We start from the raw sequence: 15,071 nt of genomic DNA, 5'->3' as shown, positions 1-15,071 counted from the left end.
GCTGGTTCACCGCGCCCGAGGCGGTGGTCTACGGCCTGGCCGACGAGGTGATCGGCGGTCCGGCCGTCCAGCACCCCGACGTAGTCCGTCCTTGGGCTCGGTGCGGGCTGGGCGGCGCGAACCGCGGTGTGAGGATGGGCTCTTAGCCGGGTGGGTTGGCGCGGAGGTCGTCGGCGGTGTGTCGGAGTAGCGCGGCCACCGTGTGGGACAGGTTGTCGCACTTGTCGGCCAGGGCCGCTATGTCGTCCAGCTCCCGCGCGATGCGCGTCGCGGCCGCGGCTGGGCGGGGTAGGTACTCGGGGATGCGGTCCAGCTCGAAGGTGGGGCCGGCGGTGTAGCCGGGGCGGCCCGAGGGCACGGTGACCAGCAGTTCAGCAGTGGGGCGCAGCACGCCGACCATGAGGTCCAGCGCCCAGTTCATCAGCCGGGCGCGGCGTGGGTTGTCGTCCGGCCAGCCGGCGAAGTGCTGCACCATCAGCTGCATGGAGGTCGCGTAGGTGCGGTTGAACACCGTGGCGACCTGCCGCGCGGGCTCGTAGGTCAGGGGTTCCTTGGCGAGGGTGCCGGTGCCGAGGGTGGGGTTGCGCGGCACCGGGTAGGAGGGGCTCCACGGTGCCTGCGTGGCCAGTTCCCGGTGCAGTCGCTGGAAGGTGGCGTAGTGCGATTCCTCGACGGAGTCGCCGAGCACCCCGCCTTCGCCGTGCTCGGTGACGAAGTCGATCGCGAACAACGCGCTGGCCAGGTCGTCCACCTCGAGTTGGTAGTCGGGGTGCACGGCGTTCACCGACTCGCGCATGAACAGGTGGTGCTGCCCGCCGCCGGCCCCCCGGTCCACCAGCAGCGCGTCTGGTACCCGGTGCAGGCCGTCGCGGATGGCCGCGTACAGCTCACTCAACGAGCCGTACCCGTCCCCCTGAGCAAGTCCGGTGTGCGGCCGTTCCAGGTCGATGAACCGTTGCACGCTGCCGAGCCCGAACCGTTCCAGGGCGAACTCCAGTGGCACCCGGGTGTTCGCGTTGAACGTGCCGAAGTCCACCTCGGGCAGGTGGAACGGCTCCCCCATGGCCATGATGATGTTGTTGACCACCAGGAAGTGGATCATCTCCTCCTTGGCCACGGCGAGCAGGCTGCCGCGCATGCCGCCGCGCAGGCTGTCCGGGCCGTCGCCGCAGGCCAGCCGCAGCTGTGCGGGCGTCCACTCCCCCAGCGTGACCAGCCGGGTAGCGGCGGTGTGGGTGGGGATGGAGTAGGCGGCGTAGAGGTACTGGGTCATGCCGGCCAGCTCGATCGCGGCGGCGTGGCGCAGCGCGTCCAGCAGGTTTTCCCGGGTGGTGACCGCCGCGACCTGGGTCGGCGCGGCCAGCGGGGAGACCGGTCCCTGCCGGGTCGCTTCCACGGCGAACATGTAGCGGCGCAGCAGCCGGGTCTGCGGGGCGGTGAGGTCCCGGGTGGGCGGCATGTAGAAGGTCTTGTCCCGGTTGCCCGGGTCGCAGGCGTGCCAGGTAAGCCGGGCGTAGGGCTCCACCTTGCACTCCTCGGCCAGGCTGAACACCTCGTCGCGCATGAACGAGTAGAGCCGCTCGTAGGGCTCGAACACCTCCCGGTACAGCAGTTCGAAGGTGATCTCTTCATCGGCCAGGGCGTCCAGGTGCCAGTGGTCCGGCAGCACCCGCACGGCCAGCGAACCCACCGAGGACCAGTAACCCAGCGAGTCGTCGTTGTCGTAGCCGACGGTTGCCGACCCGGGCTCGGTCTCGTCCACCGGCGGCGGGTCGCCGTCGGGCAGCAACAGCACCCGGGCCGAACCGCCGCGCACCCCGCGCAGGTCCAACACCCCGGTGCCGTGCCGGTCGGTGGCGAGCCGGACCTCGGACAAGTAGGACGACTGCTCGCCGGCCCGGAATGCGGCCACCCGCAGGTCGGCGGCCCGCGCGGACGGCGAGGCGGCCACCGGGTCGCGGGGCAGCCCGCGCGGGTTGACGAACTGCCGCACCCGGATCCGGGGTACCGCCGCCGGCTCGCCGCGCACGTAGGACCGCACGGGCACCCGTACCGGGAAATGCCGCCCGCTCGTCGCATCCGGGTGTTCCAGGAAGAGAGCCGCCTCGTCCGTCTGCACCACGGTCTGGCGCTCCACCAGCAGCGGTTCGTCGCTCTCCCCCGCCGTCACCACCAGCGGCTGACCCGAGTCGCCGTTCAGCCGGGGCACCGTGAGCACGCCGGAACCGAGCCGGTACGCCGGACCCAGGTACAGCTCGCGGGGCACCCGGGCAAGCGGTTCCCCGGACTCGGCGCGCAGCCACAGGTCGCCGTGGTCCACCAGCGGGCCGAGCCGGTGGGTGCCGCCCGGCACGCCCCGGGGCGCCCGCCCGGTCACCGGCAGCGCGGTGACCAGGTTGAACCCCACCCACGACGGGTCCACCCGCACGGTCAGGTTGTGCAGCGGCCCGCCCGCCGGCGGGTAGAGCAGCCGCCCGGCCGGATAGGTGCGCAACTCCGAAGCGTGCCAGGGGGCGAGCGTGCCGCGCAGGTCCCAGCGGTCCGGCTGGTCGTTGCCCGCCGGGGTGGCCATGTTGGTCAGCGCGAACTGCACCACCAGCCCGTCCGCCTCCCCCTCAGCCAGCAGGGAACGCAACGCGGTCAGCGCCGGGGAGTACTCCGCACCGTCCAACCAGTGCGGGTGCTCCAGCGCGAACTGGTGGACCACCGAGTGTCGGAACCAGGACGCCAGGGGTTGCCGACACACCTCGACGATGTGTGACCAGTTCTGCCAGCGCGGCGGGCACATGCCGGTTACGTACCCAGTGACCAGGTAGCCGACCTCGTGCGAACGGCCCAACCGGCCCAGCGCCAGCTGCCCCAGCATCACCGTGGTGGTCCAGTTGGACGCCGGGTCCACGTCGAACACCCGCGCCCGGTTGGCGGTGCTGCCCAGGTGCGCGCAGTAGTGCCCCCACAGGTCCAGCGACCGGCCCACCAGCGGCTCGGTCGTGTCCACCTCGCCGGCGCGCAGCTCGCAGCCGACCACCTTGGCGTCCACCCAGAAGTGCCCGTTCCCGCCCGGGTTCCGGCCGCCATCGGAAGTGTCGACGGGCCGGTTGGTGGCCAGGTCCAGCTGCCCGGACCGGGGGCCGGTGGGCAGCCGGGTCACCGCCGTGCCGGCGAAGTGCACCTTCGGAGTGTCGAAAACGCTCACCGGCGCTCCCATACGGCGCCGCTCATGCCGGGGAGCACGTCCCGGGTCAGCCGCACCCCGGGCAGCGCCGCCCGGTAGGACCGGGCGAACTCGGCCCAGGTGGGGGCCACGTGCCGGCGCTTCATCTCCAGCCAGCGCGGGTGCAGCATCATGCGCAGCGTGTCGGCGGCTGCGTCGGCGTCCCGGTACCTCTCGTAGATCATCCGCGCGGTGTCGAACGCGTGCGGGTTGTCGCCGTCGGGTGGCGGTTCGTCCGGCCGGTTCACGTCGATGACCACCAGGCGGCCGCCGGGCGCGACCAGCGCGGCCAGCGTGCGCAGGACTTCCGCCAACGGCCCCATGAAGAACACCGCGTTCACCGACATGACCAGGTCAAACTCGCCGGGGTCGGCCGGACGCAGGTCCAGCGCGGCCCGGCACTGGTAGCGCACCGGCACCCGGGTGGGCTTGGCCTCGGCCAGCGCCAGCATCCCCGGTGACACGTCCACCCCGGTGACCTCGGCGTAGTGCTCGGCCAGCAACGCGCAGTTGTTGCCGGTGCCGCAGCCGACGTCCAGCGCGCGCTCCCCCGGCGGAAACTGCCCCAGCAGCCACTCCCGCACCGGACCGCCGGCCCCGTCGCGCACCCGGGACACCCGCTCGTAGAGCTCGGCGAAGTCGTCGAAGTACGGGGTGGCGGTCACCGGAACACCTCGGCGGTGATCGACCACAGGGGCAGCAGCAGCCGGCCGTGCTCGTCGGTGGCCAGCCGGTCCACGTAGCACCGCCCCTCCTCGCCGGCGCCGGTGACCTCCATCGCCTGGTGCAGGATCTCCCTGGTCAGCGCGGAGTTGAAGGCGTACTGGGTCCAGTCGAACCGGGTCACCGCCCAGCCCGCCTCGGTCAACGTGCGCCGCGTCCCCTCCGCGTCGTCCTGGTGCGGCGGCCGCAGCTGGCTGGGGGTGTCGTCGGTCCAGCAGACGACGTAGAGCCGGGCCTCCGGCGCGGCGGCCCGGCGCAACGCGGCCAGGTAGGCGGCCCGGCCGGCCGGGTCCAGACTGTGCAGCAGGCCGTTGTCCAGGATGGTGTCGAAACTGTGGTCGGCCAGGTCGTCCAGCGCGGTCGCGTCGGCGATCAGGAACTCCACCGACACGCCCAGCGACTCGGCGCGCGCGGTGGCCCGGCGGATGGCCGCCGGCGAGTTGTCGAACGCGGTGACCCGGTAACCCCGTCCGGCCAGGTACAGCGCACTGTCACCGAGCCCGCAGCCGGCGTCCAGCACGTGCCCGCGCAACCCGCCGTCGGCGACCAGCCGGACCAGCGGCCGCTGCGGCCCGCCGATGTCCCACGGCACGATGTCCTGGAACACCGCACGCAGCGGATGGCCCTCCGGGTACAGGGACTCGCCCCGGTACAGGGCCTCGAAGTCGGGCGCGAGCGAGCCGGTCATGCGGGGTCTCCTTGGTCGGCGGTGCGTACCTGGACGTGCAGCGGCCCGTGGAAGGCCAGGTAGTTGCCGTACTCGACGGTGTCCTCGAGCACCCGCATGCGGGGCAACGCGGTGAGCAGGGCATGCAGCCCGATCGCCGCCTGCGCCCTGGCCAGGTGCGCGCCCAGGCAGAAGTGCAGGCCCACGCTGAACGCCAGATGCGGGTTGGCCGGGCGGCCCAGTCGCGGCTCGTCCGGGGCGTCGAACTCGCCCGGGTCCCGGTTGGCCGCGCCGAGCAGCAGCACCACCACCTCGTCCCGGCGGATCCGGTGCCCGGCCAGCTCGGTGTCCCGCAACGCCGCCCGGCTGATCAACTGGACCGGGCTGTCGTAGCGGGCGATCTCCTCCACCGCCTCCGGCATCAGCGTCGGCTCCTCGCGTAATCGTTGCCGCAGCCGGGGGAATCGGTGCAGCGCCAGCACCGCCTTGGCGATCAGCGTCGCGGCGCTGTCGTGCGCGGCGATCAGCACGCTGACGCAGGTGTGCGCCAGCTCCTCGTCCGACCACTCCCGCTCGCGGGTGAGCGCGGAGATCAGGTCCGTCCTGGGCCGGCGGCGGCGGGCGACGATCAGCTCGCCGACGAACTCGGCCAGTTCCACCGCCGCTTGTTCCGCGCGCGGGTAATCCGGCGGCACCGGCATGCCGGCGGTGGGCATCCTGGCGATTTCGCGCAGCCCGGTCAGGCGCTCGCTCAGCCAGGCGCCCTCCTCGGCCGGTGTGCCGAGCAGCTCGGCGACCACCCGCACCGGGAACGGCACCGCGAACTCGGTGACCAGGTCGAAATCCGGCTGCGCGGCCAGCTTCGCCGCCATCTCCTCGGCGATCTGCCTGATCCGCGGCCGCCGGTCGGTTACCGCCTTGGGCAGGAACGGCGGGCTGATCAGCTTGCGTATCGCGGTGTGCCTCGGCGGGTTCATGAACACCGGCCAGTCGTTCACCGTCCGGTTGATCGCCGGGCAGCCGGGTACCTTCGGCCGGTCGGTGCCGTGCCCGAAGTCCCGGCTGAGCAGCACCTCCCGGGTGGTGCGGTGGTCGAAGACCCACCACGCGCCGTCGGTCCCCCGGTGCACCGGGCCTTGCTCGCGGAACGCTCGGTAGCGCGGGTACGGGTCGGCGAAGTCGGCCGGCGTCCAGTCCTGTAAGTCGAAGTAGGTCATCCGGACCGACCCCCGCGCACCGTGTCGGCCAGCCGGCGCAGGTCGTCCGGCGGCCGGTTGCCCCGCCAGGCCACGTGCCCGTCCGGGCGGACCAGCACCAGCGGGCGCTGGTAGGTCTCCGCCACCTCGGGCTGGTCCAGCACCCGAAGCGGCACGCCCCGGGCGGCGAACGCCTTGGCCCACGGCCCGGGTTCGGCGCCGATGGCGTCCCCGGTGCGCAGCAGCACGAAGCCGTCGCCGAACAGGTCCAAGGTGGACAGGCCGGGCCGGATCCAGGCGTGCGGCGCCCGCGAGCCGGGGCGGGTGTTCGGCCGCCGGTCGCGGTCGCCCTCCGCCGCCGGGTCGGCCACCACGATCGGCGACTCCGGGTACTGGAAACCGAGGGCGATCTCCGGGGCGTCGAACTCGCGGGCCGCGCCGTCGCCGGCCAGCCGCGCGCTCATCGCCCGCCGGGCGCGCTCGCCGTCCGGGGTCTCGTCGTTCAGCTCCTCGGGCAGCACGCGCACTTGGGTGCGGTGCAGGTTGCGCTGCGCCTTGGCCAGCGCCTCCAACGCCGTCGGCCGGCGTTCGGCGGTGTAGCTGGCCAGCAGGCCGGGGCCGGCCCAGCCGTCCAGCGCGGCGGCCAGTTTCCAGCCCAGGTTCGCCGCGTCGCAGATGCCCAGGTCCTGGCCGAACCCGCCGGCCGGCGCGAGCGCGTGCGCGGCCTCGCCGACCAGGAACACCCGCCCGTGCTGGAACCGCTCGGCCACCCGGGCGCGCAGCACCCACTCGGTGTCCTCGAGCACCCGCGCCGGGGTGGGCTGCTCGAGCAGATCCCGGACCAGGGTCGCCGCGTCTGCCCGGCGAGCGGCGTGTTCCGCCGCGTGAATGGTCACCCGGTACCGCCCGGTGCCGTCCACCGCGACCAGCGGGTAGCGCACCGCCGCCGACGCCATCAGGTAGAGGAGCGCCGCGTGCCGCTCGCCCAGCTGCTCGCGCAACCGGGGCGCGTGGAACAGGATCTCCCGGAACCGCTGCGCGGCGTACCGGGACGGCGCATCGATCCCACAGGCTATGCGGACCATCGGGTCGGGCTCGGTGGCCACCAGGTACCGGGCGCGCACCCGCGAGCTCAGCCCGGTGACCGTGTCCGACACCGTCGCGGTGATCCCGTCCCGGTCGGCGGCGAACTCCCGCAGCTGGGACCGCGGCCACACCGGGCCGTCCGGGTAGCCGCGCAGCTCGCCGCGCAGCAACGGCTCCAGCCAGTGCCGGGGGCAGATCGCGGGCGGCTCCGGGGTGTGCCGGAACGGCGGTCGGGTGGCCACGGTGTGCCGGGGCAGCCGGAACAGCTCGTGGCCGCCGACCCGGGTGACCCAGGCGCAGTCCAGCGGGTGGTCCGCCGGCCAGCCGGCGCGCCGGATCTCCCCGGCCACCCCCCACCGCCGGAACAGCTCCATGGCGCGCGGCCCGATGACGCCGGGATCGGGTGCCGCACCGCCGCCCCGGTCCAGCAGCACGAAATCGATCTTGCGTGAGCGCAGCTCCAGCGCCATCGCCAAGCCGGCCGGGCCACCGCCGACGACCAGCACATCGGTTTCCAACATCACGCTCCTAGGCACGGGTCAGCTGTTCCAGCGGGTGATACGTGTGGATCTGCTCGGCCGCCGCCTCAGCGGACTCGACGGCCCCCTCCAACCACGCCGGATGCGCCGAGCAGTGCTCACCGGCGAAGAACAACCGGCCGCTGGGCCGAGCGGCCAGGTCGCGCTCCCGGGCGGCGGTGGCCGGGTCCTTGCTCCAGCGCAGCGACGCGGCGCCCAGCGCGGTCGGGTCCTCGCCCCACGCCTGGGACGCCACGCCCAGCACCATCCCGGGCTCGGCCAGCGCGGGGTGGATGGCGGCCAGCCCGTCCAGCACGGCGGTGACCCGTTCCCGCCGGGGCAGCCCGTCGATCAGCTCCGCGTCCGGGCCGATGGTGTAGCTGGCCAGGAACGCCGCGCCGTTGCGCGGGTCGTGCTCCACCGGCGGGTAGTAGGCCTGCCGGACCAGACCGCCGACGAACGACCCGCCACCGCCGATCCCGTCCCGCACCCAGAACGCCTCCCGGCAGTGCACGGCGATCTTGGTGCCCGGCCAGTAGCGCATGCCGTGGATCAGCGCGAGCTTGTCGCCGTCGATGCCGCTCAGCCGCAGCCGGCGCAATACGGAGAACGGCAGCGTGCACAGCACCTGCTCGCACGGCATGACCGTCGTCTTGCCGCCGTGCTGGGCCTCCACCAGCACGCAGCCGGGCTGCACGTGCAGGCCGAGCACCCAGGTGTTCGTCTCGATGCACCCGGGCAGCCGCTCGGCGAGCTTCTGGATGAGCTGGTCCATCCCGCCGGCCAGGCGAAACAGCGCCTCGGACAGCTCGGTAGCCACGTCGTCGAAGAAATAGCGCAACGGGCCGCCCTCGGCGAGATCACGGTTGGCCGCGAGGAACCGGTTCACGTCCAGCCGGTCCCCGCTGAGGAACGGCCGCACGTCCACGTCATCCAGCAGCTCGGCCAGCCGTGTCGCCAGGCCCGGTCCCAAGCTCTGTAAATACGGCCCGGGCGCGACCGCCCGGATACTCGCCACCAGCCACGCCGCGCACAGCACGGTCTCCTCCCGGTACCGGTGCGGCTGGGGCAACCGCAACTGCCGCACCAGCTCCGTCGAAGCTTCGCTCACCCGGAGGTGCCCCTGGGGCGTGGCCAGATAGCTGGCCTCGTCGGAAAACAGCGTGCGAAACCGGCGCAGCCGGTGCCGCAGATTGAGGCGTTCGATCAGGCGGAGGGTGCGCCGGTGGGCAGCCGGGATGCGCATCGCGCCCATCTCGACCAACGGCCCGCCGTCGCCGCCGAACCGCCGGGTACGCACCCGGCCACCCGGCGTCGGCCGCGCCTCCAGCACCCGCACCCGGTGACCCCGACGCCGCAGCTCGCCGGCCGCGACCAGGCCGGATGCTCCGGCACCGAGCACCGTGACGTTTTTAAGTGTGCTGTTTCGGTTCATAATTCCCCGTGGACGCGCGCTGAACCGGGCAATATCGGTCCTTTCCGGATAAGGATTAACGCTGACTTATGGCCCACCGAAGAAATGCGACTAAATAAAACCTGCCACGCGGGAGCTATTTTCGGCAAGCCTCTTTGCGTGTTCGTCGGCCAGCTGGAGCGACACCCGTCTGCGGGATGGACAACTCGCCGTTTTCCCACGTCCGGGTGGCTGGAAGCGCGGGTGGTGCACACGTTACGTCAGCATTCACTGCGCCCAACAGATGACCCTTCAGGCCCTTTCCTTCGACTGCCAAGCTGCTTACTGGAACTAATTACTTTCCAGTAATCGCTGAGTCGGGTTGCCTAGAATTCGGGCTACCTATATACAGGATAAAAAAGAGTCACAACACTTCAACGGGCGTGCTGAAAAAATTCACTAAGTGTGTTCCCGGAACGTGCCGGATACGTGGGTTGCTCCACCCGCGCCACCGGCGAGCGGGTGCCGGTCAGCTGTTCACCCGGCTGGCGATCTCGTCGGTAACTTCCGCGGCCGCGGTGTCTAGATACTCGAGGAACGCGGTGACTGCCGGCGGCTTGGTCAGGCCGTCCAGCGTGGCGGCGTACACGGCCCGGGCCGGTACGTCATCGCGGTGCAGCGGGGCGAGGGCGATGTCTGGCCGGGTGGCATCCACCGCCAGTGACGGGATGAGTGTGATGCCCAGCCCGGCCGCGACCAGGCCCTGCTTGGCGATCCACTCGGCGGTCATCAGCTCGATCCGCGGCCGGAAGCCGGCCCGCGCGCTGGCGGTGATCAAGGTGTCGTCCAGTCGGCCGCGGCCGGCGACCCAGCGTTCCTCGGCGAGTTGGGCCAGCCGTAGTACGCCCTGGCCGACGAGTGGATGGGTCGGTGGCAGCGCCACGAACATCGTGTCGTCGAGCAGGTGGTGCAGGTCGAGGCGGTCGGTGTCGAGCGGCCAGGACGGCGCGGTGCTCACCACCGCCAGGTCGATGTCGCCGCTGTGTAGCTGGGTCAGTTGGTCGGGTGTCAGGTGTTCGACCAGGGACAGCGTGACCTTGGGGTGGGAGTGCTGGAAGGCGGCGATCGCCCGGGGGATCAGTGAGGCGTCGGCGGTGGGGAAGGCGCCGATTCGCAGTCGGCCGCCGGCCAGGTCGCGAAGGGCGGCGAGGTCGCTTCGCGCGGTGTCGAGCCGGTCGAGTACGGCCTCCGCGTGGCCGAGCAGGCAGTGGCCTTCGGCGGTGAGACGTACGCCGCGCGGCAGCCGGTCGAACAGCGGCGCATCGGCCGCGCTCTCCAGCGAGGAGATCTGCCGCGAGATGGCGGACTGCGTGTAGCCCAGGGCCTTCGCCGCGGCGGTGAACGACCCGCGCCGCGCGACTTCGCGGAAGACCTCCAGCCAGGCGGTGTCCATCACGGCCTCCATGACTCATGCGTTACTCGCATGGTAGCTCTGCAAGATCTTCGCTGGTCGCATGAATCGTGTCGCCATAGCCTGGCCGCAAGGCCGACCCGATAGGAGCTGTTCGTGCAGATCACCTTTGACAACCCCGCGACCGTGCCGGCGCCCGTCGGCACGTACTCCCACGTCGGCCGGCTGGCCGTCGGCGACGGCACCCTGCTGTTCGTCGCCGGGCAGCTCGCGGTCGACTCGGCGGGCCGGCTCGTCGGTGGCGGGAGCATGAGCGAGCAGGCGGAGTTCGTGCTCGAGACAATCGGCGAGATCCTCAAGGCACACGGCGCGACGTTCGACAACGTCGTCAATATCCGGACGTTCCTCACCGACATGGACGCGGTGGGCGAGTACGTCGCGATCCGGTCGAGGTACTTCACCGGCGCCCCGCCAACCAGTACGACCGTCGAGATCTCTCGGCTGGCCATCCCGGGCGCGCTGATCGAGATTGAGGTCGTCGCGGCCTGCTGACGGGTCGTTCGGCGGTTACAGCTAACGCAGCCAGTCGTCGATGGCGCGGAAGGAACGGTCCGCGGACGGGTGCAGGGTGAGGTTGTGTGCGGTGTCCGGCACGGTTACCGCATCGAGCCTGGCCGCTCCGGCGTAGTAGGGCGCCTCGTTCGTGCGCACGCTCTCCGCCGAACGGCAGTCGACGGCCAGGTTGCAGAAGATGTTGTCGGTCGCCCCCATCACCAGCAGCACCGGCGCGGTGATCCGCCGGGTGGTGTTGAGCAGCGCCGGCGTCTCCAGCTCGACCACGCTCTGCGCGAGCTCCCCGACCGTGGCGAGGTCCTTGTGCTCCTCGTCGCGCTGGATCACTTCTGGGTCGGCCGAGCGCGGGTCGTAGAACGTCGGGCCGCGCCGGCCGGGCAGCGTGGTCAGGTAACCGGTGCGGTCGACGCCGGCGAACCGAGGGTCCAACCCGGCCGGGTACAGGCTGGTGGCGAAGCCCGCCGAGTTGGTGCCGACGCCGGGCAGGTGCAGGATGCCGGTGATCACCACCCGGTCGGCGTCGCGCCAGCGGGCCGCCTCCTTGGTGACCACGATCGAGCCCAGCGAGTGGCCGATCACGTTGACCTCGGTCGGCCGCTGGTGCCGGACCCAGCCGATCACCTGGTGCAGCACCCAGGCATCGGCGACCACGTCGGTCGGCGGGCCGGCGGGAGCGGAGCTGCGCCCGGTGCCGAGTCGGTCGAAGTTGAGGGTGGCCCGCCCGGACCGCAGCGTCCGGTGCACATAGGAGTAGTCGTGCTGGGGCCAGTCCCAGTAGTCGCGGTTGTAGGTCGCGCCGGCGACCAGCACGTCGGTGCGGTGCGGCCCCGCGGACCAGTTGTTCGGGGTGCACCAGGTGGCGGCCACCGTCCCCGCGACGCCGCCGCCCTCCCGCACCGAGACCGGGATCCGTTCTTCCGCGCAGTGCCTCGGCGCTCCCCCACCGGTCCCGAGCAGTGCGCCGGCCAGCAGCACCGACACCAAGGACATCCCGAGAAAGGCCACGTCATGCCCAACGAGTGTGATCGCTACGGGATAGCTGGGCGCCGGCGGAACTGGCGATCTAGCTGATCCCCGTTCGCCGCCGCGTCGATAGCGTCTGTGCGCCAGACAGAGGGAGAAAGCGATGCGGTTCATGGCGATTGTGAAGGCGGACGAGCGGTCCGAGGCCGGCGGGATGCCGACCGAGCGGGAGCTGGCCGCGATGGGTGAGTACAACGAGGAGCTGGTCAAGGCCGGCGTGATGCTGGCCGGCGAGGGGCTGCACCCCAGCTCGCGTGGGTGCCGGCTGGTGCACACCGCCGAGGGGACCAAGGTGCTGGACGGTCCGTTCGCGGAGACCAAGGAGTTGATCGCGGGTTTCTGGCTGTTGCGGGCGAAGTCGTTCGACGAGGCCGTGGATTGGTTGAAGCGGGCGCCTCGGCCGGAGAGCGGTGAGTTCGTCATCGAGCTACGTCAGGTGTTCGAGGCGGAGGACTTCGGCGAGGAGTTCACCCCCGAGCTGCGCGCCCAGGAGGACCGGTTGCGCGCCGAGATGGGGAGGAACGCCTGAGCTAGTGGTGCAGCTGAGTGATCAGTTCGGGCGGGTAGACCATCCGACCGCTCGGGCCGGCCGCGCCGAAGCCCGGATCGTGGTGGTGGACCTGCGTCCGCCGCGCGCCGTCGTGCACGAACACCCGCTCCAACGGGTAAACGGCGATGGCCTGGCTCACGGCCGCCGGGCTGTGCTCGCGGATGCGGGCGGCGAGGGCTTTGGCCTCGATGAGAAGCCGGCGTTCGATCGGGTCTTCGACCGCGATGAGCAGGCGCCGGGGCCGGGTGCCGATGGTGATCGACCGGCGCAGGTACTCCGCCGTGTGGCCGAGGTGCCCGAGCTCGGCCCAACTCCGGGGTCGCGCGAGGCCAGAGAGCAGGGCGAAGGTCGGATCGTTGGCCGCCAGCCGGCGCAACACCTCCGACGGGCCGGGCACCTCGCCGGCGCGAATCTCCTCGCGCAGGAAAGGGTCGAAGTCACTGAGGCTGTCCGTGAGCAGCACGGTTAAATTGCCTAATGAATAACGGCACGCGGAGCGCAGGTCGGTGAGAAACCTTTCCGCGACCTGGGCGCAGCGTTCGTCTACCAGTTCGATCCAGCGGCGCAGCAGCGCCAGGCTGATATTTCCGTTTTGGTAGGAATCCAGTAGGTGGAGTTGGTACTGCGTGCGGGGCTGGGAGAGCACGATCGGGGTCTCTCCGTCGATCTGGTCCCTGATCGCGGCGACCAACCGGGCCAGTCGCGCGCACGTCTCGAGCTCGTAGAGGCTCAGGCGACTGTCCACCGAGATGTCCTCGATGATCCCTTCGGCGGCCACGCCGAAACCGGCGCGCTGTATGCCGGCGACGGTGCCCCGCGAGGTGTGCAGGCGCAGGCTCCGGCTGGAGAACAGGCAGTGCCCGGTCAGCAACGTGACGTCGGAGTAGCACCGAAAGCTGGGCCGGAGCCGCGATAATCGCTGGACGGCGACGAACTCCGTGCTCCCCCGCACGTCGAGCTCGGAGTAGACGAAGGCGGCATCTGGCCGGTCGCCTCGCGCCTCGTGGATGGCGCGCTTCCCCGGGCTCAGCTCGTCGGACTCGAGGAAGTCGCACAGCCCGGCGGCCCGGGCCGAGGCGCGACGGGCCAGCCTGGACAATGCCGGATCGTCCTCCGACTCGCCGCACACCAGGGTCATGCCCGGCATCCCCGGAATCTCGTGCGCCCCGGAATCGGACGGTGGGCTGTACCAGCGGAACCGGGTCGTGCGTAGCGCCCCGGTGACCAACCCGAAAACAGCGGCCCGCCAATGCCCTAATTTGTCGAGTTCCACGATGATGCACCGCCAGTCCTGCCGAATCCCCCTTAATAATCTTTCGAAAGATTAACGGTCAGGTGCCGGCCGGCGTATCGGTGATTTCGCTAGTTCCGGCGTCGCGGCCGCCCAAGGCGGTCCGGTCTCGTCGGCAACCCTGTCACACGGAGTCCGGGTGACCACGAAGGTATCGCGAAAGTATTGCCAAGGAATTTGCCCGGAACGATCTCGGAACATTCCCGTCCGACGCTGGGGAAAACGTTATCGGGGGGACGCCTTGACCGTTGAGTGGCACCATGCTCCGTTGCACACACTGGCCGGGTTCCGGGCTCCGCAGCGCCAGGTTCTCACACCCGCCATCGCCAAGGGCGCCCAGGTGTCCTCGGGGTTCGTCGTCATGCCGGCCGGTCACGCCGCCGCCGCGCACGTGCACGATATGCATGACATGATCGTGATCGTCCTCGAGGGAAATGTGACGACCCTTATCGGCGAGCGACTGGAGAACGAATACCGGCACGAGCCGGGAGACTCCTTCCTGATTCCGGCCGGTCAGCCGCACGTCGGCATCAACGCGGCGCCCTGGCGGTGCGTTCTGGTCGAATGCCGGTCGGACCCGTACTTCAACGAGGACGTCACACTGCTGCCCGAGCTGGAAGCCGTCGTGCAACGCCGGGCCGCCGAGCTCAGGGCGGACTTCGCCCCGCCGGAGGATCGACGGACCATTCTCGACCGGGTCTGACCCGTGCGGTTGTCGGCACGGTTGGGCCTGCGGCTGCTGCAGATGTTCGCCGGCAGCGCGATCATGGGCGTCGGCATGGCCGTGCTGGTGCGGTGTTCCCTGGGCCTGATGCCGTGGGACATCTGGCACATGGGCCTGTCCGAGAAGACCGGCTGGACGGTCGGCGTGTGCATTCAGCTGACCAACGCCGTCGTGCTGCTCGGCTGGCTGTTCCTGCGGGTGCGGCCGGGGGTCGGCACCATCTGCGGGGTGCTGGTGCCCGGCTGGGCGTGCGACCGCGCGCTCGAGCTCTTCCCGGCGGTCTGGGACCAGTGGACGCGGCTGGCCATGGTCGGCCCCGGCGCCGCCCTGTTCGCCGGCGGCACCGCGTTCTACCTCGCCGCGAACCTCGGCCCCGGCCCGCGAGACGGGTTGATGACCGGCATGGTGCAACGGTACGGCCTCCGGATCTGGCCGGTCCGGGCGTCCATCGAGGTGGTCGTCCTGATCATCGGGCTGCTGGTGGTCGGCGCCGGTGAGACGGTCCGGAAGGGCTACCTGGGCTGGACCACGCTGGCCCTGGTACTCGTCGTCCCGCCGCTGATCGGTTACCTCAAACCCCGGCTGACCCTCGCCGAGCAGACTGGCGCGCCGCCGCTGGCGAGCTGACGGCGAAAGCGTCGACGATCAGTCGCGAGCGAGCTGTTAATCCTTCTAAAGCCGCGCTACCATGTGCAACCTGTC

General features: G+C 71.0%; 13 protein-coding genes. 4 read left to right on the top strand and 9 right to left on the bottom strand.

All coding sequences use genetic code 11. The features are described from left to right. Positions 1–142 precede the first annotated feature (142 nt). The 7 genes from ABEB12_RS20490 to ABEB12_RS20460 all read right to left on the bottom strand — a co-directional run bounded on the left by ABEB12_RS20490 (position 143) and on the right by ABEB12_RS20460 (position 10,250). Positions 143–3,196, bottom strand: a complete 3,054-nt coding sequence (locus ABEB12_RS20490; protein ID WP_185063322.1) for a ferritin-like domain-containing protein — start codon at positions 3,194–3,196, stop codon at positions 143–145. After that, positions 3,193–3,879 carry a methyltransferase domain-containing protein gene (locus ABEB12_RS20485; RefSeq protein WP_185063323.1) on the bottom strand — a complete coding sequence of 229 codons (687 nt, stop codon included), beginning with the start codon at positions 3,877–3,879 and terminating at the stop codon, positions 3,193–3,195. The genes ABEB12_RS20490 and ABEB12_RS20485 overlap by 4 nt, the downstream gene beginning before the upstream one ends. After that, a complete protein-coding gene (locus ABEB12_RS20480) occupies positions 3,876–4,625 on the bottom strand; it encodes a methyltransferase domain-containing protein (RefSeq protein ID WP_185063324.1) in 750 nt (249 codons plus the stop codon). Before ABEB12_RS20480 ends, ABEB12_RS20485 begins: the two co-directional genes overlap by 4 nt. Then, positions 4,622–5,821: a cytochrome P450 gene (locus ABEB12_RS20475; RefSeq protein ID WP_185063325.1), complete on the bottom strand. Its 1,200-nt coding sequence runs from the start codon at positions 5,819–5,821 to the stop codon at positions 4,622–4,624. Before ABEB12_RS20475 ends, ABEB12_RS20480 begins: the two co-directional genes overlap by 4 nt. Further along, the gene (locus tag ABEB12_RS20470; protein WP_185063326.1) at positions 5,818–7,407 is read right to left on the bottom strand and encodes an FAD-dependent monooxygenase; all 1,590 of its coding nucleotides are present in this window, start codon (positions 7,405–7,407) and stop codon (positions 5,818–5,820) included. Before ABEB12_RS20470 ends, ABEB12_RS20475 begins: the two co-directional genes overlap by 4 nt. A gap of 7 nt (positions 7,408–7,414) precedes the next feature. After that, positions 7,415–8,806, bottom strand: a complete 1,392-nt coding sequence (locus tag ABEB12_RS20465; RefSeq protein WP_185063327.1) for an FAD-dependent oxidoreductase — start codon at positions 8,804–8,806, stop codon at positions 7,415–7,417. Positions 8,807–9,326: 520 nt separating this feature from the next. Further along, positions 9,327–10,250 carry a LysR substrate-binding domain-containing protein gene (locus ABEB12_RS20460; RefSeq protein ID WP_185063328.1) on the bottom strand — a complete coding sequence of 308 codons (924 nt, stop codon included), beginning with the start codon at positions 10,248–10,250 and terminating at the stop codon, positions 9,327–9,329. A gap of 114 nt (positions 10,251–10,364) precedes the next feature. On the opposite strand from ABEB12_RS20460, the gene ABEB12_RS20455 reads away from it, so the two are divergent. Continuing rightward, a complete protein-coding gene (locus ABEB12_RS20455) occupies positions 10,365–10,760 on the top strand; it encodes a RidA family protein (RefSeq protein ID WP_345702986.1) in 396 nt (131 codons plus the stop codon). A 21-nt stretch (positions 10,761–10,781) separates the two neighbouring features. Here the strand turns inward: ABEB12_RS20455 and ABEB12_RS20450 are convergent, their stop codons facing one another. Next, on the bottom strand, positions 10,782–11,771 hold the full coding sequence (locus tag ABEB12_RS20450) for an alpha/beta fold hydrolase (RefSeq protein WP_185063329.1): 990 nt from the start codon (positions 11,769–11,771) through the stop codon (positions 10,782–10,784). A gap of 136 nt (positions 11,772–11,907) precedes the next feature. Between ABEB12_RS20450 and ABEB12_RS20445 the strand changes: the two genes are divergently transcribed. Then, positions 11,908–12,333, top strand: a complete 426-nt coding sequence (locus ABEB12_RS20445; RefSeq protein ID WP_185063330.1) for a YciI family protein — start codon at positions 11,908–11,910, stop codon at positions 12,331–12,333. A 1-nt stretch (position 12,334) separates the two neighbouring features. Here the strand turns inward: ABEB12_RS20445 and ABEB12_RS20440 are convergent, their stop codons facing one another. Further along, positions 12,335–13,627, bottom strand: a complete 1,293-nt coding sequence (locus tag ABEB12_RS20440; RefSeq protein ID WP_185063331.1) for a hypothetical protein — start codon at positions 13,625–13,627, stop codon at positions 12,335–12,337. Positions 13,628–13,913: 286 nt separating this feature from the next. Here ABEB12_RS20440 and ABEB12_RS20435 point away from each other — a divergent pair, with 286 nt between their 5' ends. Both ABEB12_RS20435 and ABEB12_RS20430 read left to right on the top strand, forming a co-directional pair. Continuing rightward, positions 13,914–14,348, top strand: coding sequence for a cupin domain-containing protein (locus tag ABEB12_RS20435; protein WP_185063332.1), 435 nt, complete (start codon positions 13,914–13,916; stop codon positions 14,346–14,348). Between the two features lie 3 nt (positions 14,349–14,351). After that, a complete protein-coding gene (locus ABEB12_RS20430) occupies positions 14,352–14,996 on the top strand; it encodes a YitT family protein (protein WP_185063333.1) in 645 nt (214 codons plus the stop codon). Positions 14,997–15,071: the final 75 nt, after the last annotated feature.

It is taken from the genome of Actinospineispora eucalypti (assembly GCF_039543365.1).
Lineage (GTDB): Bacteria > Actinomycetota > Actinomycetes > Mycobacteriales > Pseudonocardiaceae > Pseudonocardia > Pseudonocardia eucalypti.
This window is presented reverse-complemented; position numbering and strand designations above follow the sequence as displayed.